The sequence below is a fragment of the Stenotrophomonas rhizophila genome (genome assembly GCF_001704155.1).
Taxonomy (GTDB): Bacteria; Pseudomonadota; Gammaproteobacteria; order Xanthomonadales; family Xanthomonadaceae; genus Stenotrophomonas; species Stenotrophomonas rhizophila_A.
Genome location: NZ_CP016294.1, coordinates 907,839 through 927,101, shown reverse-complemented (window position 1 = coordinate 927,101; position 19,263 = coordinate 907,839). Strand labels below are relative to the sequence as shown.

Below are 19,263 nucleotides of genomic sequence, written 5' to 3'. Positions count from 1 at the left end.
GGCCATGCCCACCCAGCGGGCGCAGCGCGGGGCGGCGGTGGAAACCGCCGCGCTGGCGCACCTGCGGCGCGCCGGGCTTGTTCCGGTTGCGCGCAACGTCCGCTACAAGGGCGGTGAGTTGGACCTGGTGATGCGCGATGGCGACACCACTGTGTTCGTGGAAGTGCGCTATCGCGCCACCGCCGATTTTGGGGGTGGCGCTGCCTCGGTGGACCTGCGCAAGCGACGTAAACTGGTGTTGGCCGCACAGCTGTTCCTGCAGTCGCATCCCACGCTGGCGCAGGGACCCTGCCGTTTCGACGTGATTGATGCCAGTGGCGACCCACCCCGCCTGGACTGGCTGCGCGACGCCTTCCGTCTGGAAGACTGCGGTTTCGATCGATGACTATGAGGGCCGCCCAACGGGCGGCGCTACCGGATGGCTGCAATGACGACGACCCTGCCTGCTGAATTCTCCGCCACCCTGCAGGCGCTGCTCGGTGAGGATGGCTGGCGCACCGATGCCACCACGCTGGCTGCGCATGCACAGGACAACTCCTGGCGGCATGCGCTGCCCAACGGCGTGGCGCTGCCGCGCAACCGCGACCAAGTGCTGCAGATCGTGCGCGCCTGCCGCGCACACGGGGTGCCGGTGGTGGCGCGCGGCGCCGGTACCGGCACCACCGGTGCGGCCGTACCGGTCAACGGCAGCATCGTGCTGTCGTTCGCGCGCATGGACCGCATCCTCGACATCCAGCCGGGCAACCGCTGCGCGGTGGTGGAACCGGGCGTGCTCAACGGCGACCTGCAGCACGCCCTGGTCGGGCACGGGCTGTTCTGGGCACCGGATCCGTCCAGCGCCGATATCTGCAGCATCGGTGGCAACCTGGCCTGCAACGCGGGCGGCCCACGCGCGGTGAAGTACGGTACCAGCCGCGACAACGTGCTTGGGCTGGTTGCGGTCACCGGCGCCGGTGAACTGATCCAGTGCGGCGGCGCCTATACCAAGGACGCCACCGGCTACGACCTGACCCACCTGCTGGTGGGCAGCGAAGGCACCTTGGCGCTGATCGTGGAAGCCACCTTGAAGCTGACCCCGTTGCCGGTGGCCCAGGCCGGGCTGCGGGTGCTGTACCGCGACGCGAACGCGGCGGCGGCGGCGGTGTCGCGGCTGATGGGGCAGCCGGTGGTGCCGACCCGGCTGGAGTTCATGGATGCGCGCAGCCTGGAGCTGCTGCGCCGCAATGGCGCGGAGGTGCCGGAGGCCGGCGCGATGCTGCTGGTCGAAGCCGATGGAGACCACGACACCCTGCCCTACCTGCTGCAGGCCTTGGCCACGGCCGCCGAAGGCGACGGCATGCTGGCGCTGGACGTGGCAATGGAAGGCAGCGCACGCGAGAAGCTGTGGGCGGCGCGCAAAGCGCTGTCACCCGCGCTGCGCAGCATCGCGCCGGGCAAGATCAACGAAGACGTGGTGGTGCCTGTGTCGCGCATTCCGGACCTGGTGGCCGGTGTGCAGGCACTGGCGCAGCAGTACACGCTGACCATCGTCACCTTCGGCCATGCCGGCAACGGCAACCTGCACGTGAACATCCTGTACCACCCCGACGACGCGGACGAGAACGCGCGTGCGCAGGCGGCGTTACCGAAGATCTTCGAACTCACCCTGGCGCTGGGCGGCACGCTGTCGGGCGAGCATGGCATCGGATTGGCCAAACGCGACTTCATGACGCAGGCATTTACGCCGGCTACGTTGGCGGCGATGCGCGCGATCAAGCACGCGCTCGACCCGGACGACATCCTCAATCCGGGCAAGGTCCTGCCGCCGCTGTAACCGACGACGTTTTCGCCACGTCGTCGCAAAGGGCGGAGCGCGTCACGCGCAACGTGTGATGCTTTGCAATTCCTTGCATGGGCCACGCGCGCATCGCTGCGCATTCTTGTCGCCCCTTGGACACCCGGCCCGCGCAGCAGCGTGCTACGCGACCGGCCTGCCTGCATTCCAACGCCGTGCCGATGGTCGGGTGTCCCTCTGCCCTCCGACCAGAACGCCCGACGATCATGCCAAACCGCCCCTCCTCCGCCCGTGTTTCGATGCGCCCGCTCGCATCCTCCCTGATGCTGGCCCTGCTGATGCTCCCACCGAACGATGCCAGCGCGCGCGAAATCGACGGCGAAGCGCACGAAGTCACGCAGGGCGATCCCCAGGAATGGTGGCAGCTGACCAACGGCGCGGACCTTCTGGTCAATGGAGGCAGTACGTACAGCATCAGCGCACGGGACGGCAGCACGGTCAGGCTGGAGACTGCACAGGTCGAGCGCGGCCATTCCAACCCTGAAGCCATCGAACTTCGTGGTGGCTCCACGCTGCTGGCCAGTGCTTCGCGCATCGACGACGGCGGCATCCGCTCGTGGGACAGCTCCACCGTGTACCTGGGCTACAGCCGTCTCTCCATTGGCGAGGAGGCCCCCGAGTCCGTCCCGACGGTCGGCATCATGATGATCGACAGCACCGCCGACGCCCGGGTGACGCTGGATGCCTCGACCCTCCGCGTGGTGGACAGGCCGGACGACGCGCATTACGCCACCGGCATCGGCATTCGCCACGGCGCGGGCGTGGTGGAACTGCTGAACGGATCGCACATCGATGCGGGCAACGTCGGGGTGATGCTTCACGACAGCCGTGGCGACGGCCGCTTGATCGTCGAGGATTCGACGATCCTTTCCCGCCGCGGTGCGGCGATCGAGGTCCTGGATGCCAATCACACCTATGACGTGCGCATTGCCAACGACGCCCGCCTCACCGGTGGCGACGGTCATCTGCTGCGCGTGCGCAACTCGGCCGATGCTGCAGGTGCCGGCCAACCGCATGTCAACGTGGTGGTCGACAACGCACGTCTGCAGGGTGACATCACCCTCGATGACAGCGCCGCCGGCGGGCGTATAGACCTGCTGCTGGAGAACAACGCGCGCATCGAGGGCCGCCTGTCCAACGTGACCTCGGCGGGCATCGGCAGCGGCAGCACTTGGCTGCTGACCGGCGACAGCAGCGTCGGCCACCTGCAGCTCGAGGGTGCCGGCACGGTTGCGCTGGGCAGTGGCGCCGCATTCAACACGCTGAGCGTGGACGAATTCGTGGGCAACGGCGGCACCCTGGCCTTCAACACCATGCTCGGGGACGACGCCTCAAGCACGGACCGACTGGTCATCAGCGGCAACGCCAGCGGCCAGGCCAACGTGCGCGTGCTCAATGTGGGCGGCGCGGGAGCGAAGACGGACCGTGGCATCGCGCTGATCAACATCGGCGGCGAATCCAACGCGCAGTTCGACCTGATCGGGCGTGCCGTCGGCGGCCAGTACGAGTATTTCCTGGTCAAGGGCATCGACGGCAGCTGGTACCTGCGGTCGGAGGGTGGCCCCACGCCGGATCCGTGCGACGTTGATCCCAGCCTGCCCCAGTGCGAGCCGATTGATCCGATTGATCCAGTCGATCCCGTCGATCCGGTGGATCCGGTAGATCCGGTAGATCCGGTAGATCCCGTCGATCCAGTGGATCCGATCGATCCCGATGAGCCCGTCGATCCCGTCGATCCCGGACAGCCGGGTCCCGTGCTTCGCCCCGAGACCGGCGCCTACCTGGCCAACCAGTTCGCGCTCCACCACCTGCTGCGCCACAGTGCGCGCGAGCGCACCGCGCAGCACGCGTCCACCCGCGGGAACGTGCGCGCCTGGGCGACGCTGGATGGAACCCATACCCGCCTGGGCGCGGTCAAGGACCAGCTTGCCCTTGACGTGGACCGCTCGCGCCTGCTGGTCGGCACCGACATCGGCGCGTTCGCTGCCGACCGGGGCCGCGTGGGCGTGATGCTCACGGCCGCCCGGTCGCAGGCGACCTCGCGCTCGTCCCTCACCGGCTACCGCGCACGCGGCAAGGTGGAAGGCGGCGCGGCGGGCGTGTATGGCAGCTGGCGCAATGACGCCGTGTCCGTGGATGCATCGGTGCAGCGCGGAAGGTTCCGCAACCGCGTGGAAGGCGATGGCCTGGAGACCGAGCGCTACGACGCGGACCTGTGGCAGTCGTCGCTGGAAGTCGGCTACCGCCTGGATATCGGTCGCATCGGCGCCACGGCGCTGAGCCTGCAGCCGGAGCTGCAACTGGTCCATACCGATGCTGCCATGGACGCGCATCGCGAGCGCAACGGCACCACGGTACGCAGCCTGGGCGACCACGGCCTGTCCGGCCGGCTGGGCATGCGCCTGGAAGGCGCGCCCGACGGCGGCAGTGGCGCCGTGTCCCTGCAGCCGTACGCAACGGTGAACTGGTACCGCGACGGGGCCGGCAACGGCATCGCCTTCGACGACGAGACCCTGCGCGCCAGCACCCCGCGCAACCGCTACGCGCTCGGCGCGGGTGCCCGCGTCGGTGTCGGCCGGGGCGTTTCGGCATGGGGCGGACTGGCGCTGACGCGCGGCGATGGCGGCTACCGCGAAGCCGCCGCGCAGCTGGGGCTGTCCTGCGACTGGTGAGCGCTTCGGCCCGGCGCTACAGCTCGGTGAAGTGCTCGTAGCCGCGATGGCCGGTGGTTTCGCCACCGGCATCCACCCCCTGGCCTGCCACGATCGCGCCGATACGGGTGAGCGGCAGCGCCAGGCGCGCGGCGATGGCCTCGACCGCCCCCCGTTGCGCAGCGGCGGCGGTGAAGCAGAGTTCGTAATCGTCGCCGCCGCGCAGCGCGGCCTCGCGCGCATGGGTCAGGCCCACCCGTGCACGCGCTGCGTCGGACACCGGCAGGCGCTCGGGGTCCACGCGCGCGCCTACGCCACTGCGTTCGCAGATGTGGCCGAGGTCCGCCAGCAGGCCATCGGAGATGTCGACGGCCGCGTGCGCCACGCCTACCAGCGCGGCGCCGAGGGCGACCCGCGGTGTGGGCCGGGCCAGGCGCTGGCGAAGGTAGTCCACCGGCGCATCTTCAGCGGGCCGACGCACGTCGAGGGTTCCCCCCTGCCAGGCGCGCAATGCCACGGCGGCGTCGCCGAGCGTGCCGCTGACCCAGACATCGTCGCCCACCTGCGCGCCATCACGGCGCAACGCCGCACCCGGCGCCACCTGCCCCATCGCGGTCACCGACAGCGACAACGGGCCACGCGTGGTGTCGCCACCAACCAGCACGATGTCATGGGCGTCGGCCAGGGCAAAGAAGCCATCAGCGAAGGCATCGATCCAGTCCGGATCGGCGTCCGGCAACGACAGCGCCAGCACGCACCAGGCCGGGCGTGCGCCCATCGAGGCCAGGTCGGACAGGTTCACCGCCAGGGTCTTCCAGCCGATGTCATAGGGCGGGGTTTCAGCCGGGAAATGCACGCCGCTGTTGAGGGTATCGGCGGTGACCACCAGCTGCTCGCCGGCACGCGGCTGCAGCAGCGCGGCATCGTCGCCGATGCCGAGCACCACATCGGCACGCGCGCGGGTGCGCGTGCGGATGCGTTCGATCAGGGAGAATTCGGCGAGGGACATGGGCGTTCCCCGACCCGGCTCAGTGCCCGCTTTCGACCTTGCGCCACTCCACCGCAGCGCGATCCAGCACGCCGTTGACGTAGGTGTGGCCGTGTTCGGAACCAAACTTCTTGGTCGATTCGATCGCTTCGTTGATCACCACGCGGTACGGCACGTCCATGCGGTAGCGCAGCTCGAACGCGGCCACGCGCAGCGCGGCACGCTCGATGGCGTCCACTTCCTCGATGCCGCGGTCCACGAACGGATCCAGCGCCTCGTCGAGGTCCTTGCGGTGGTCGAGCACGCCGCTCACCAGCGCCTCGAAGTACGCCAGGTCGGCGATTTCGCGCGCCTGCTCGTGGGCGAACTGGGCGATCAGGGCCTGCGCGTTGCCGCCGGAGATCTGCCAGGCGTAGATCGCCTGCAGGGCACGACGACGCGCGCGCGAGCGCAGCACCGGGTCGATGCCATCGCGGCGGACCGGCTTGCCGGAGGGCTTGCCCGGGTTTGACTTGTTCACGGCAACTGCTCCAGAAGATTGACCATTTCCAACGCCGTCAGTGCGGCTTCCTCACCCTTGTTACCGTGGCTGCCACCGGCGCGGGCCTCGGCATCCTCGGCGCGTTCGACCGCCAGCACGCCATTGAGCACCGGCACGCCGAAATCCAGCTGTACACGCATCAGGCCTTCGGCGCAGCGGTCGGCCACGTGTTCGTAGTGGCGGGTGTCGCCACGGATCACACAGCCCAGGGCGATGATCGCGGCATGTTCGTGCGCCGCCGCCAGGCGCGCGGCCACCAGCGGCAGTTCCCACGCGCCCGGCACCCGGATCACGTCGATGGCCGCTTCCTGGATCCCGTTGCCGGCCAGGCTCTGGCGCGCGCCGGCCACCAGCACGTCGGTGATGCGGGCATTCCAGCGGCTGGCGAGGATGGCGAAACGGGCCTGTTCCGGTGTCCGGAGATCGCCTTCGTAGTGGCTCATGATCGGCGTGGGGTCCATTTAATAGATGAATATTCTAGCGCATGGCCGCGCGTAGCCGGATTGCGGCACGCTGCGGGACGGGTCGGGTGGAAAAGCCCCCTGAGTCAGGGGGCTGCCGCAAAGCGGCGGGGGTCTGGGTGATGGTAAGAGGGGCCCGCGGTTTGCGAAGCAAATCGTGGGGCGTCAGCGCGCATGCGATGACGGGCTCCCCACCGTTTCGATGATCTCCAGGCCGTAGCCGGCCAGGCCGATCTGGCGGCGCGGGGTGCCCAGCACGCGCAGCTGGCCCAGGCCCAGGTCGGACAGGATCTGGGCGCCGGCACCGTTGCGGCGCCACTGGCTCACGTCCTTGTCCTTGCCCGGAGTGACCGGCTGCGGCTGCTGGCGCAGGCGGGCCAGCAGGCTGTTGCTGTCACGCGGGGCCGACAGCACCACCATCACGCCGCGTTCGGCGGCCGCGATGGCGCGCAGGGCGTCAGTGGACGCCACGCCGAAATCGTCGCGCCGCCAGTGCAGCAGATCGGCCAAGGGGTTCTCCACCTGCACCCGGACCAGGGTCGGCTGGGTGTCGGGCGTCCCGCGGACCAGGGCGAAATGCAGGTCGTGCGCGATCCGGTCGCGGTAGGTCACCAGCTTGAACGGGCCGAATTCGGTGTCGATCTCACGCTCATCGACCCGTTCGACCGTCTTCTCGGTGGCCAGGCGGTAGGCGATCAGGTCGGCGATGGAGCCGATCTTCAGGCCGTGCTCGCGCGCGAACACCTCCAGCTCCGGGCGGCGCGCCATGCTGCCATCGGGGTTGAGGATCTCCACCAGCACCCCGGCCGGCTCCAGCCCGGCCAGCATGGCCAGGTCCACACCCGCTTCGGTATGGCCGGCACGGGTCAGCACGCCGCCCGGCTGGGCGATCAGCGGGAAGATGTGGCCCGGCTGGTGCAGGTCGGCCGGCTTGGCATCGGGCTTCACCGCCGTGCGGATGGTATGCGCGCGGTCGTAGGCCGAAATGCCCGTGGTGACGCCTTCAGCGGCCTCGATACTGACCGTGAAGTTGGTCTGGAACTGGGCGGTATTGGCCTGCACCATCGGCGCCAGGCCGAGGTCGGCGGCACGTTCGCGGGTCAACGGCAGGCACACCAGGCCACGGCCGTGGGTGACCATGAAGTTGATGTCAGACGGCTTGACCAGTTCGGCGGCCATGATCAGGTCGCCTTCGTTCTCGCGGTCTTCGTCATCGACGATGACCACCATGCGGCCCAGGCGGATGTCCTCGAGGATCTCGGGGATGGGAGCGAAATTCATGCGCGGGTGTCCTGTACCTGGGGGGCGACCAGCCGTTCGACGTAACGGGCGACCAGGTCGATTTCGAGATTGACCGCACTGCCCACGCCGGTGGCGGCAAAGGCGGTGTTGGCCACGGTATGCGGGATCAGCGCGACCTCGAAGCCGGCGTCATCCACCTCGTTGACGGTCAGGCTGACCCCGTCCACGCAGATGGAGCCCTTCTTTGCGATATAGCGCAGCAGACCGGCCGGCGCGGCAAAGCGCCAGCGCTGGGCGCGCGCGTCCCCATGGATGGACAGCACCTGGCCGAGGCCGTCCACATGGCCGCTGACCAGGTGGCCACCGAGGCGGTCGGTCGGGCGCATGGCGCGCTCCAGGTTGATCACCGCACCCGGCGCCAGCTGGCCCAGCGTGGTCAGGCCCAGGGTCTCGGTCGAGGCATCGGCCTGGAACGAAGTGGCATCATGGGCGATGACGGTCAGGCACACGCCGTTGATGGCGATGCTCTCGCCCAGCTGCACGTGCTCGAACGGCAGGCTGCCGACGTGGAAGGTGAAGCGGACATCGCCGCCGAGGGGATCGCGTGCGGCCACATGGCCGACGCCTTCGATGATTCCAGTAAACACTAACGTTCTCCGCGAAAAGTGAGCGAAAAACGCCGCAAGGCAAACAGGCGGGCGCAGGGCCATGCAGGCCCTGTAGCACCGTCTTCTTTCATCCGGACTATACCGTCGGCTCCGGCATCGGACCGGATCTGCTGACCTTCCGGCGGGGCCGGAAGCGCTCGCGGGCTCGTGCTTGCGCACCTACCGCCGGTGGGGAATCGCACCCCGCCCTGAAGACGTTTGTATACCGGCGAACCGGCGCGGCCATTGTACCAGCGCTGGCTGAGCGCTCGCTTTCTGTAAACAATTTGTTAAGATGCGCCGCGCGGCGATGATCGCCGCCCTGCCGCCCACGACGGGCTGGCTGAAATGGACCTCACTTTCCAAGGAATTCCGATGCGCAAGATGCTCGTCCTGGCCGCCGCCCTGCTGGCCGCCGCTCCGATGGCCGCCTCTGCTGCCGATGCCATGAGCTACACCTACGTTGAAGGCGGCTGGGCCCAGCTGCAGGTCAGCACCCCCGGCAGCAACCCCAAGCTGGACGGCGGCTTCATCCGCGGTTCGTTCGCCATTGCCGAGCAGGTGTACGTGTTCGGCGGCTACAGCACTGTTTCCGAGACCTACCACCTGGAAGACAGCATCGGCGAGTACCGCATCAAGAACACCATCGACCAGCCGGAGGCAGGCATCGGCTACCACATGCCGTTCACCGACCGCCTGGACTTCACCGCGGACATCGCGTGGATGCGCATCAACAACGAAGTGAAGTTCGAAGACGGCGAGTTCAGCGAAACCGAGAAGGTGCATACCAATGCCGGCCGCGGTTCGCTGGGCCTGCGTGGCAAGCCTTCGCGCGCGACCGAGGCCTGGCTGAAGGCCGGCTACATCGACGGCAGCGACATGGACGGCGAGTGGATCGGCACCCTGGGCGGCCAGGTCAGCTTCAACCGCAACTGGGGCCTCATCGGCGAAGTCCAATACTTCGACGACATCACCCAGTACTCGGTCGGCGTGCGCGCCAGCTTCTAAGTTACTGATCGGGCAGCGCTAACCCGCGCCATGATCGACGGGCCCCGCAAGGGGCCCGTTTTTTTTGGGCAAGCGGTGGCCACCTATCGCTTTCCGGAACTTGATCGAATACTCGAAAAATACACAGAGTGAGGTGTGAACGGCTGCCCCTTCTGGTGTGATGGTACAAGGTAAGGTGGCTGGCAACCCTACGCAGATAACGTATACTTATGCACGCCGTGTTCGTGGAGATGCCGGCGTTCTCGCGCCACCGTGCCGCCTACCTCGACAACGATGGGCTCTGCGCGCTTCAGCAGTTCCTGCTGCGGGCGCCGGAGGCTGGAGACGTGATCGTAGGCACTGGCGGTCTCCGCAAGCTGCGCTTTTCCGACGACCGCAGGCAGCGTGGCAAGGGCGTCCAGGACGACCTGGACGCGATGCAGAAAAGACTGCTGAAAAGAATGCTTGAGGCCGAACTTCTGGCGAGGACCACATGATGAAACGCGACGTATTTGCCGAGCTTGTCGAAGGGCTGCACGCGCTGGAGGACGAGCGCTCGGGGAAGAGCACGCTGCGCACGCACAAGGTTCGACTGCAGCCGTTGCCCCCGCTGCATGCGGGAGAGCTGGTCGCGATCCGTGAACAGCTGAACATGTCACGGCCGGTGTTTGCCATGTACCTGCGTACCAATGCTCGCACGCTGGAGAACTGGGAGCAGGGCCGCGCGCGTCCCAACGCGCAGGCATCGACCCTCATTCGACTGGTGCAACAGTTTCCACAGACCGTTCGCCACCTGGAGGCGCTGCAGCCGGACGTCGCCTCCTGATCTGCCCGCCGCCGTGCGGCGCCACCCGACCAACGGTCGGGTGCTACCGGCCTACCCGAGGCGTAGTGCCACGCCCTGCGTGGCAGAAGCCTCACACGCGCAGCAACAGCCGCAGATCGGCCCCCACCTGCCGCTGATCGACGACCCGCAGCCGTCGCTGCTGCGCCATGTCGTGAATGCCCAGGCCGCCCAGCAGCGGCCGGCCATGCTCTCCCAGCAGCGTGGGCGCCTGGTACAGCAGCAGCTCATCGACCCAGCCGCCGGCCAGCAGCGCGCCGGAAAGCGTGGCCCCGGCTTCGGTATGCACTTCATTGATGCCGCGTCCGGCCAACAGCGCCAATACGGCACCCAGATCCAGTCGCCCGTCCTGGCTGGGCACGCTGGCAAACTCGGCATCGGCCGCATCGGGCGGGCTCACCGACGCATCGTGCAGGTACAGGGTCGGCGCCCCACCCTCGCGCACCCGCGCGCATTCGAGCGACCGAAGGCGCGTATCGAGCACCACCCGCAACGGCGGCATGACCTCGGTATCGGCCAGCCTCACGGTCAACTGCGGGTCATCGGCCAACACGGTATCGGCCCCGGTCAGGATCGCACCGGCACGTGCGCGCCAGCGCTGCACGTCCGTGCGGGCCGCGCCGCCGGTAATCCACTTGGAGGTGCCATCGGCCATCGCCGTGCGCCCGTCCAGGCTGGCGGCCAGCTTCACCCGCAGCCACGGCCGGCCACGTTCAACGCGCGACAGGAAGCCGCGATTCAACTCACGCGCCTGCGCCGCCATCAAACCCTCAGCCACCTCGATGCCCGCCTCGCGCAGCAGCACGAAGCCGCCGCCATCCACCTTGGGAAACGGGTCGCGCATGGCCGCCACCACCCTGGCTACCCCGGCCTCGATCAATGCCAGCGCGCACGGCGGGGTGCGCCCGTGATGGGCGCAGGGTTCCAGGGTCACGTAGGCGGTGGCACCCCGCGCCTCCTCGCCGGCCTGGCGCAGCGCGAACACTTCGGCGTGAGGGCCACCGGTGCGCTGGTGCCAGCCCTCGCCGACCAACCGGTCGCCGTGCGCGATGACGCAGCCAACCATCGGGTTGGGCCGGGCGGTGAACCGGCCGCGTTCGGCCAGGCGCAGCGCGCGGGCCATGTGCAGATGATCCAACGTGGAGAACTCGCTCATGGCGGGCATGGTAACGCCAACCCCCGGTAGAGCGGACTGGTAGAGCGGACTGTTAGTCCGCTGCTTCGGCAAGAAGCGGATCAAGAGCAGCGGACTAACAGTCCGCTCTACCCCTTCTTTTTCTTGGTCAGGGCGATCACATCGCCCAGCAGCTGCAGCTGTTCGGTACTGGACGGCAGCTCGCGTTCGAGCTTCTCGATTTCCTCGCGGAAATCAGCCACGTCCTCGAAGCTTCGGTAAACCGACGCAAACCGCACGTACGCCACATGATCGAGCTTGCGCAGTTCGTTCATCACGAACTCGCCGACCTTGATCGACGGAATCTCGCGCTCGCCGCACATGCGCAGCTGCTGCATCACCGCGCGCACCGCCAGTTCGATCTTGTCTTCGGGCACCGGGCGCTTCTGCAGCGCGCGGTCGAAACCCACCCGCAGCTTGCGCGCATCGAACTGCTCGCGGCTGCCATCGCTTTTCACGATCGCCGGCAGCTTCAATTCGATGGTTTCCAGGGTGCTGAAGCGCTCGCTGCAGGCCTCGCACTCACGCCGACGGCGGATCGTCGCACCGTCTTCGGAGACGCGCGAGTCGATCACCCGGGTATCGGCATGCTGGCAGAACGGACAGTACATGGAACGCCTTGCATCGGAGAAACGTCATGCCGTGGTCACGGCAGCGTCGCAACGGTACCTGAGAAGACCCCGGCGTACAAATCGCGATGTCGATCAGGATTCGCCGGCAGCGGCCGGAACCGTCCGCAACCAGAGCAGATGCGCGCTGCAGACCAGCAGCGGCGGACCCACGATGAGATAGCCCAGCGCCCGCCACGAGCTGCCGGAAAGCGAGTTGTAAGCGACCAGTGCGACCACGCCCAGCGCGGCCACCACGCCCAACCCCAGCCCCAGCCACGGCAGCAGCCCGGTGTTGCGCAGGGCGGTTCGCCCCCTGCGCAGGTAGACCACGCTCAGCCAGGCCCAGCCCAGCAGGCCACACACCCCGGCCAAGGCCCATCCCAGCAGGAACAGGCCTTCACGATTGGCCATGTAGCCGTGGCGGTCGAAAAAGACGTACAACGCCAGCCCGGCCACGCCGCCACCGGCGACCAGCGCGGGCAACCCCAGCAGCAGCGCCTGCGCGATGTACAGGCGCCGCTGCAGGGTCTCGCCCATTACCCGTAGACCGGGTACTTGCGGCACTGCGCGCTGACCGCATCGCGCACGCGGGCGATCACCGCCTCATCGGCCGGGGCGTCCAGCACGTCGGCGATCCAGTTGGCCAGGTCGACGCAGTCGGCTTCCTGGTAGCCGCGGGTGGTCACCGCCGGGGTGCCCAGGCGCAGGCCCGAGGTCACGAACGGCGAGCGCGGGTCGTTGGGTACCGAGTTCTTGTTGACCGTGATGTGGGCCTTGCCCAGCGCGGCTTCCGCATCCTTGCCGGAGACGTCCTTGCCGATCATGTCGACCAGCATCAGATGGTTCTCGGTGCCACCAGAGACGATCTTGTAGCCACGCGCGATCAGCGTGGTGGCCATCGCCTGGGCGTTCTTCACCACCTGCTGCTGGTAGGCCTTGAAGCCCGGCTCCAGCGCTTCCTTGAAGGCCACGGCCTTGGCCGCGATGACGTGCATCAGCGGGCCGCCCTGGATGCCCGGGAACACGATCGACTGCAGCTTCTTCTCGATCTCTTCGCCGGCGCCCTTGGCGATGATGATGCCGCCACGCGGACCGCGCAGGGTCTTGTGCGTGGTGGAGGTGACTACGTGCGCGTGCGGCAGCGGGCTCGGGTACACGCCGGCGGCGACCAGGCCGGCCACGTGGGCCATGTCCACGAACAGGTAGGCACCGACCTTGTCGGCGATGGCGCGGAAGCGCGCCCAGTCCACCACCTGCGAATAGGCCGAGAAGCCGGCCACGACCATCTTCGGCTTGTGCTCCAGGGCCAGGCGCTCGACCTCGTCATAGTCGATCAGGCCCTGCTCGTTCACCCCGTACTGCACGGCGTTGAACAGCTTGCCCGAGGCGTTGACCTTGGCACCGTGGGTCAGGTGGCCACCGTGGGCCAGGCTCATGCCCAGGATGGTGTCGCCCGGCTGCAGCAGCGCGAAGTACACCGCCTGGTTGGCCTGCGAGCCACTGTGCGGCTGCACGTTGGCGTAGTCGGCATCGAACAGCTGCTTGAGGCGGTCGATCGCCAGCTGCTCGGCGATGTCCACGTATTCGCAGCCACCGTAGTAGCGCTTGCCCGGATAGCCTTCAGCGTACTTGTTGGTCAGCTGGCTGCCCTGGGCTTCCATCACCGCCGGGCTGGTGTAGTTCTCGCTGGCGATCAGCTCGACGTGGTCTTCCTGGCGCTGGGTTTCGGCGGCGATGGCCTTGGCCAGTTCGGGATCGTAGGTTTCGATGCGGACGTCACGCGGGAACATCGCTTACTCCAGGCAGAAGGGGGAAACAGCGGGCCCCTGATTGTAAGCGGCCCTGGGGGGCCACGCGAAAAAAAAGCGCGCCCTGGGGCGCGCTTTCGGTTTGGGGCCAGGGCCCCGGGTTACCGGTTGTTGATCACGTAGTCGGCGATGATGCCGGTGGCGATGGCGACCAGCAGCAGGTTGCCACGGTCGTCGCGGATCCAGTGGTGGTCACGCGGCGGGCGCCGCACCGAGTAGCGGCTGTAGTCATTGACCACGTAGACCGGGCCCCGGTAGTACTCGTTGTAGCGGTGGCCGCGGGCCCAGCCGTAACCGCGGCCCGGGGCCGGCCGGTAGACCACGCGCGGCGGCGGTGCCGGGCGGTAATAGCCCCGGTTGTCGTAGTAGCGGCGGTCGTGGTGGGCTTCACGGCGGTCGTCGCGCCAGTCGCGGCGGTCGTCGTGGCGGTCATGGCGACGGTCATGACGATCATCATGGTGGCGGTCGTGGCCACGGCCGCGATGGTCGTCAGCGAAGGCCGGGGCGATGCTGCCCAGCGCGAGCAGCGAGGCCACGGTCCCGACCACAATTCGATTCATGCGCATGTCTGGCCTCGCTTGGTGAGTGATGGCTCCATCATGCTGACGTCGTCTGAACGGTTTCCGGCTGGAAACGGTTTCCAATTCAATCGCTTTGACGACCCATTCAGGCAGCGGCAAGGCCCGCCCCACGGGCCGGCCGGCGGGGGTCACCGCTTCGGGCTATAATTGGCGCCATCCCTTTTCATCTGTGCTTGTTCCTGACGGAACGGGCGCAGGGTTGCGCCTTCGGAGAGCTCATGTCCTCGCAATACATCTACACCATGAACAAAGTCAGCAAGGTGGTCCCGCCCAAGCGGCAGATCATCAAGGACATCTCGCTGTCGTTCTTCCCGGGTGCCAAGATCGGCCTGCTGGGCCTGAACGGTGCCGGCAAGTCCACGGTGCTGAAGATCATGGCCGGCGTGGACACCGATTTCGAGGGCGAAGCCCGCCCGCAGGCCGGCATCAAGGTCGGCTACCTGGCACAGGAACCGGAGCTGGACCCGACCAAGACCGTGCGTGAAGCGGTCGAGGAAGGCGTGGGCGAAGTGCTGCAGGCCCAGGCCGCGCTGGACGCGGTGTACCTGGCCTATGCCGAGGAAGGTGCCGATTTCGACAAGCTGGCCAAGGAACAGGAGCGCCTGGAGGCCATCCTGGCCGCCGGTGACTCGCACACCCTGGAAAACCAGCTGGACGTGGCCGCCGATGCGCTGCGCCTGCCGCCGTGGGATGCCATCGTGGGCAAGCTGTCCGGTGGTGAGAAGCGCCGCGTGGCGCTGTGCCGCCTGCTGTTGCAGAAGCCGGACATGCTGCTGCTCGACGAACCGACCAACCATCTCGACGCCGAGTCGGTGGAATGGCTGGAACAGTTCCTGGCGCGCTATACCGGCACCGTGGTGGCGGTCACCCATGACCGCTACTTCCTGGACAACGCCGCCGAATGGATCCTGGAACTTGACCGCGGCCGCGGCATTCCGTGGAAGGGCAACTACACCGACTGGCTGATGCAGAAGGACGAGCGCCTGAAGCAGGAAGACAACCAGGAGAAGTCGCGCCAGAAGGCGATCCAGAAGGAACTGGAGTGGTCGCGCCAGAACGCCAAGGGCGGCCGCACCAAGGGCAAGGCCCGTCTGGCCCGCCTGGAAGAGCTGCAGTCGGTCGATTACCAGAAGCGCAACGAAACCAATGAAATCTTCATCCCGCCGGGCGAGCGCCTGGGCAATTCGGTGATGGAGTTCAAGAACGTGTCCAAGAAGTTCGGCGACCGCCTGCTGTTCGACGAACTGAGCTTCCTGGTCCCGGCCGGCGCGATCGTGGGCATCATCGGCCCCAACGGTGCCGGTAAGTCGACCCTGTTCAAGATGATCACGGGCCAGGAGAAGCCGGATTCCGGCGAGATCGTGGTCGGTCCGACCGTCAAGCTGTCCTACGTGGACCAGAGCCGCGACGCTCTGGAGGGCAACCACAACGTCTTCCAGGAAATCGCCGGCGGCCTGGACATCCTCAACATCAACGGCATCGAGATCCAGTCGCGCGCCTACATCGGCCGCTTCAACTTCAAGGGCCAGGACCAGCAGAAGCTGGTGGGTTCGCTGTCCGGTGGTGAGCGTGGCCGCCTGCACATGGCCAAGACCCTGCTGCAGGGTGGCAACGTGCTGCTGCTCGACGAACCGTCGAACGATCTGGACATCGAAACCCTGCGTGCGCTGGAAGATGCGCTGCTGGAATTCCCGGGCAACACGTTCGTGATTTCGCATGACCGCTGGTTCCTGGATCGCATCGCGACCCACATCCTGGCGTTCGAAGGCGATTCGCACGTGGAGTTCTTCCAGGGCAACTACCGCGAATACGAAGAAGACAAGCGCCGCCGCATGGGCGACGACGCCGCCCCGAAGCGCCTGCGCTTCAAGGCGCTGAAGTAAGAAGGAAAAACGGCCGCGCTCGCGCGGCCGTTTTGCATTCTGGTGTTTACGGCAGCGTCTCTGTTGCGGCGTGCAGGGAGGCCGTCGGGCAGCCCCTTACGGGACACGCCGTAAACCCATCCTTGGGGGCTTGGCAAAAACATCCATGTTTTTGACAGTCCCTACAGGGGCTGCCCGCCGGCCTCCCTCGAAGATTGGTCGCGTGCGGACAGGAAGAGCAAATACGCATGGCGTGTCCCTACGCAGCACGCATGGAAATGATCGAAACGGCATTTGATTTTCCATGGCCACCGACCGTATCCGGGAGGGCCGGCGGGTGCGGGGGTACGGGGGCTTTGCGAAACATGGATGTTTCGCAAGAGCCCCCATGGAAGGGTTCACGGCGCCCCCCGTACCCCCGCACCCGTCGGCCCTCAGCCAGAGATGCACCAGACGAAGGCTCTTGATTTGGACCCCCGCCATGAAACTGCTTGAAAACCTGTTCCAGCTCAAACAGCACGGCACCACCGTGCGTACCGAACTGCTGGCCGGGCTGACTACGTTCCTGACGATGTCCTACATCGTCTTCGTCAATCCCGACATCCTGTCCACCACCGGCATGGACCCGGGCGCCGTGTTCGTCGCCACCTGCCTGGCCGCCGCGCTGGGCTCGCTGGTGATGGCGTTCGCCGCCAACTTCCCGGTGGGCATGGCGCCGGGCATGGGCTTGAATGCATTCTTCGCCTTCACCGTGGTCGGTGCCGCCGGCCTGCCCTGGCAGCAGGCATTGGCCGCCGTGTTCATCTCCGGCCTGGTGTTCCTGGCGCTGTCGCTGACCGGCGTGCGCGCCTGGCTGGTGGCCGGTATTCCGGCCTCGCTGCGCGCCTCCATCGTCGCCGGCATCGGCCTGTTCCTGGCCATCATCGCCCTGCAGAAGTCCGGCGTGATCATCGCCAACCCCGACACCCTGGTTGCGCTCGGCCCGCTCAACACCGCCCCACCGCTGCTGGCCCTGGCCGGCTTCCTGCTGATCGCCATCCTCGAAGCACGTCGCGTGCGCGGTGCCATCCTGATCGGCATTCTTGCCGTCACCGGCGCCGCCTGGCTGCTGGGCGCCGTGCAGTACCAAGGTGTCATCTCGCTGCCGCCCAGCCTGGCGCCCACCTTCCTGCAGCTCGACCTGCCCGGCCTGCTGCACCACGACGGCGGCGCGCCCATTGCCGTGCTGCTGCAGGTGGTGCTGGTGTTCGTGCTGGTTGAAGTGTTTGATGCCACCGGCACCCTGTATGGCGTGGTCGGCCGTGCCGGCCTGCTCAAGCTGCCGGGCGCCCAGAAGCGCTTCGGGCGTGCGCTGCTGGCCGACAGCACCGCCATCGTGGCCGGCTCGCTGCTGGGTACCAGCAGCACCACCGCCTTTGCCGAAAGCGCCTCCGGCGTGCAGGCCGGTGGCCGTACCGGCCTCACCGCGCTGGTGGTGGCCGCGTTGTTCCTGGCCGCACTGCTGTTCTCGCCGCTGGCCGGCATGGTGCCCGGCTACGCCACCGCACCGGCGCTGTTGTTCGTGGCCGGGCTGATGCTGCGCGAACTGGTGGACGTGGACTGGAACGACCTCACCGAGTCCGTGCCCGCTGCGCTGTGCGCGCTGGCGATGCCGTTTACCTATTCGATCGCCAACGGGTTGGCGTTCGGCTTCATCGCCTATGCCGTGTTGAAGGCCGGTACCGGGCGCTGGCGCGACGTGCATCCGGCGGTGTGGCTGGTGGCTGGGTTGTTCGTTCTGCGCTACGCGCTGGAATGATACAGAGCGTCACGACCAACGGTCGTGACCCGCCTCATGCCGGCGGCAGCTCGAATACCTGGCGCAGGTAGGCCAGGTAGCCCGGGTCGTCGCACATGCTCTTACCCGGCGAATCGCTGAGCTTGGCAACCGGCTGGCCGTTGCAGCGGACCATCTTGATCACGATGTTGAGCGGGGTCGGGCCCAGGTCGTTGGTGAGGTGGGTGCCCACCCCGAACGCGACCTGGCAGCGGCCACGGAAGTAATCGAACAGGCGCATCACCTTTTCGATGTTGAGCCCGTCGCTGAACACCAGCACCTTGCTGCGTGGGTCCACGCGGCGCTCCTTGAAGTGCGCCAGCATCCGGTCGCCCCAGCTGAAGGGGTCGCCCGAATCGTGGCGCACGCCATCGAACAGCTTGCAGAAGTACATGTCGAAGTCGCGCAGGAACGCGTCCAGCCCGACCACGTCGGACAGCGCGATGCCCAGGTCGCCGCGATACTCGCGCGCCCACGATTCCAGCGCCGCCACCTGTGAATCGCGCAGGCGCGGACCCAGTGCCTGGAACGCCTGCAGGTACTCATGGGCCATGGTGCCGTGCGGGGTCATGCCGTACAGCCGCGCGAAATGCACGTTACTGGTGCCCACGAACTGGTCGCCCAGCGCATCGCGCAGCATCGGCAGCATGCGTGCGTGCCAGTCGCGCGAATAGCGGCGGCGGCTGCCGTAGTCGGCAATGCGGCACAGCTCGAAGCCCGGTGTGTCGCGCAGCAGCGCGGTCTTGGCCTGCAGGCGACGCTCGCCTTCGGCGAAGTCCGGCGTGCTGGTGTTGCGGAACCAGACCTCGTTGATGATCGCCAGCAGCGGCACTTCGAACAGGATCGTGTGCAGCCACGGCCCGGTGATGTCCAGCTCGATCTCACCCGGCACGGCCTGCGACGGGCGCAGGTCGATGTACTTGCGGTCCAGGTGGAACAGGCCGAGGAAGTCGGCGAAGTCCGGCTTCACGAAGCGCAGCCCGCGCATGTAGTCCAGCTCTTCGGCGCTGAAGCGCAGGCTGCACAGATGATCGATTTCGGCGTTGATCTGATCGACGAACGCCGCCAGGTCGATGCCCGGCGTGCGGCACTTGAACCGGTACTGGACCTGCGCGCCGGGGTGCTGGTGCAGCACCGCCTGCATCATGGTGAATTTGTACAGGTCGGTGTCGAGCAGGGACTGGATGATCATGCCCGGATTATGCGCCTGCGAGCA

At 67.3% G+C, this 19,263-nt stretch carries 19 protein-coding genes and 1 riboswitch; of the genes, 8 read left to right on the top strand and 11 right to left on the bottom strand.

Translation table 11 applies throughout. From position 1 onward, the window contains the following. Positions 1–4: 4 nt before the first annotated feature. From BAY15_RS04025 to BAY15_RS04015, 3 genes are all read left to right on the top strand, one after another. Positions 5–385, top strand: a complete 381-nt coding sequence (locus BAY15_RS04025) for a YraN family protein (RefSeq protein WP_068849211.1) — start codon at positions 5–7, stop codon at positions 383–385. Positions 386–427: 42 nt separating this feature from the next. After that, positions 428–1,813, top strand: a complete 1,386-nt coding sequence (locus BAY15_RS04020) for an FAD-binding oxidoreductase (RefSeq protein ID WP_068849209.1) — start codon at positions 428–430, stop codon at positions 1,811–1,813. Positions 1,814–2,073: 260 nt separating this feature from the next. After that, complete coding sequence (locus BAY15_RS04015; RefSeq protein WP_068849207.1) at positions 2,074–4,506, top strand: autotransporter outer membrane beta-barrel domain-containing protein; 2,433 nt, start codon at positions 2,074–2,076, stop codon at positions 4,504–4,506. Positions 4,507–4,522: 16 nt separating this feature from the next. Here BAY15_RS04015 and thiL read toward each other — a convergent pair whose 3' ends face one another. The 5 genes from thiL to BAY15_RS03990 all read right to left on the bottom strand — a co-directional run bounded on the left by thiL (position 4,523) and on the right by BAY15_RS03990 (position 8,364). Further along, on the bottom strand, positions 4,523–5,494 hold the full coding sequence (gene thiL / locus BAY15_RS04010; protein ID WP_068849206.1) for a thiamine-phosphate kinase: 972 nt from the start codon (positions 5,492–5,494) through the stop codon (positions 4,523–4,525). Positions 5,495–5,513: 19 nt separating this feature from the next. Continuing rightward, positions 5,514–5,993: a transcription antitermination factor NusB gene (nusB, locus tag BAY15_RS04005; RefSeq protein WP_068849204.1), complete on the bottom strand. Its 480-nt coding sequence runs from the start codon at positions 5,991–5,993 to the stop codon at positions 5,514–5,516. Then, positions 5,990–6,457, bottom strand: coding sequence for a 6,7-dimethyl-8-ribityllumazine synthase (gene ribH, locus BAY15_RS04000; protein WP_068854542.1), 468 nt, complete (start codon positions 6,455–6,457; stop codon positions 5,990–5,992). Before ribH ends, nusB begins: the two co-directional genes overlap by 4 nt. A gap of 183 nt (positions 6,458–6,640) precedes the next feature. After that, a complete protein-coding gene (gene ribB / locus BAY15_RS03995) occupies positions 6,641–7,756 on the bottom strand; it encodes a 3,4-dihydroxy-2-butanone-4-phosphate synthase (protein WP_068849203.1) in 1,116 nt (371 codons plus the stop codon). Further along, complete coding sequence (locus BAY15_RS03990) at positions 7,753–8,364, bottom strand: riboflavin synthase (protein ID WP_068849201.1); 612 nt, start codon at positions 8,362–8,364, stop codon at positions 7,753–7,755. The genes ribB and BAY15_RS03990 overlap by 4 nt, the downstream gene beginning before the upstream one ends. A gap of 76 nt (positions 8,365–8,440) precedes the next feature. Next, a riboswitch (FMN riboswitch) is annotated at positions 8,441–8,585 on the bottom strand. A 154-nt stretch (positions 8,586–8,739) separates the two neighbouring features. On the opposite strand from BAY15_RS03990, the gene BAY15_RS03985 reads away from it, so the two are divergent. The 3 genes from BAY15_RS03985 to BAY15_RS03975 all read left to right on the top strand — a co-directional run bounded on the left by BAY15_RS03985 (position 8,740) and on the right by BAY15_RS03975 (position 10,177). Continuing rightward, complete coding sequence (locus BAY15_RS03985; protein ID WP_068849199.1) at positions 8,740–9,372, top strand: outer membrane beta-barrel protein; 633 nt, start codon at positions 8,740–8,742, stop codon at positions 9,370–9,372. A 209-nt stretch (positions 9,373–9,581) separates the two neighbouring features. Continuing rightward, positions 9,582–9,848 (top strand): hypothetical protein, encoded by a 267-nt coding sequence (locus BAY15_RS03980; RefSeq protein WP_068849197.1) that lies wholly within the window; start codon positions 9,582–9,584, stop codon positions 9,846–9,848. Further along, positions 9,848–10,177, top strand: a complete 330-nt coding sequence (locus tag BAY15_RS03975) for a helix-turn-helix domain-containing protein (protein ID WP_068849195.1) — start codon at positions 9,848–9,850, stop codon at positions 10,175–10,177. Before BAY15_RS03980 ends, BAY15_RS03975 begins: the two co-directional genes overlap by 1 nt. 91 nt (positions 10,178–10,268) lie before the next feature. Here BAY15_RS03975 and ribD read toward each other — a convergent pair whose 3' ends face one another. The 5 genes from ribD to BAY15_RS03950 form a co-directional block, all read right to left on the bottom strand. Next, positions 10,269–11,351, bottom strand: coding sequence for a bifunctional diaminohydroxyphosphoribosylaminopyrimidine deaminase/5-amino-6-(5-phosphoribosylamino)uracil reductase RibD (gene ribD, locus BAY15_RS03970; protein WP_083214064.1), 1,083 nt, complete (start codon positions 11,349–11,351; stop codon positions 10,269–10,271). Positions 11,352–11,458: 107 nt separating this feature from the next. Further along, on the bottom strand, positions 11,459–11,980 hold the full coding sequence (nrdR, locus tag BAY15_RS03965) for a transcriptional regulator NrdR (protein ID WP_068849191.1): 522 nt from the start codon (positions 11,978–11,980) through the stop codon (positions 11,459–11,461). Between the two features lie 93 nt (positions 11,981–12,073). Then, complete coding sequence (locus tag BAY15_RS03960) at positions 12,074–12,517, bottom strand: hypothetical protein (RefSeq protein WP_068849189.1); 444 nt, start codon at positions 12,515–12,517, stop codon at positions 12,074–12,076. Further along, positions 12,517–13,770 carry a serine hydroxymethyltransferase gene (gene glyA, locus BAY15_RS03955; RefSeq protein ID WP_068849187.1) on the bottom strand — a complete coding sequence of 418 codons (1,254 nt, stop codon included), beginning with the start codon at positions 13,768–13,770 and terminating at the stop codon, positions 12,517–12,519. Before glyA ends, BAY15_RS03960 begins: the two co-directional genes overlap by 1 nt. A gap of 119 nt (positions 13,771–13,889) precedes the next feature. Continuing rightward, positions 13,890–14,354 carry an RcnB family protein gene (locus tag BAY15_RS03950; protein WP_068849185.1) on the bottom strand — a complete coding sequence of 155 codons (465 nt, stop codon included), beginning with the start codon at positions 14,352–14,354 and terminating at the stop codon, positions 13,890–13,892. 233 nt (positions 14,355–14,587) lie between these two features. Between BAY15_RS03950 and ettA the strand changes: the two genes are divergently transcribed. Then, positions 14,588–16,252 (top strand): energy-dependent translational throttle protein EttA, encoded by a 1,665-nt coding sequence (gene ettA / locus BAY15_RS03945; protein WP_068849183.1) that lies wholly within the window; start codon positions 14,588–14,590, stop codon positions 16,250–16,252. Between the two features lie 460 nt (positions 16,253–16,712). Beyond that, positions 16,713–18,029: an NCS2 family permease gene (locus BAY15_RS03940; protein ID WP_068849181.1), complete on the top strand. Its 1,317-nt coding sequence runs from the start codon at positions 16,713–16,715 to the stop codon at positions 18,027–18,029. Positions 18,030–18,063: 34 nt separating this feature from the next. Here BAY15_RS03940 and pncB read toward each other — a convergent pair whose 3' ends face one another. Continuing rightward, positions 18,064–19,239 (bottom strand): nicotinate phosphoribosyltransferase, encoded by a 1,176-nt coding sequence (pncB, locus tag BAY15_RS03935; protein ID WP_068849179.1) that lies wholly within the window; start codon positions 19,237–19,239, stop codon positions 18,064–18,066. Positions 19,240–19,263 lie beyond the last annotated feature (24 nt).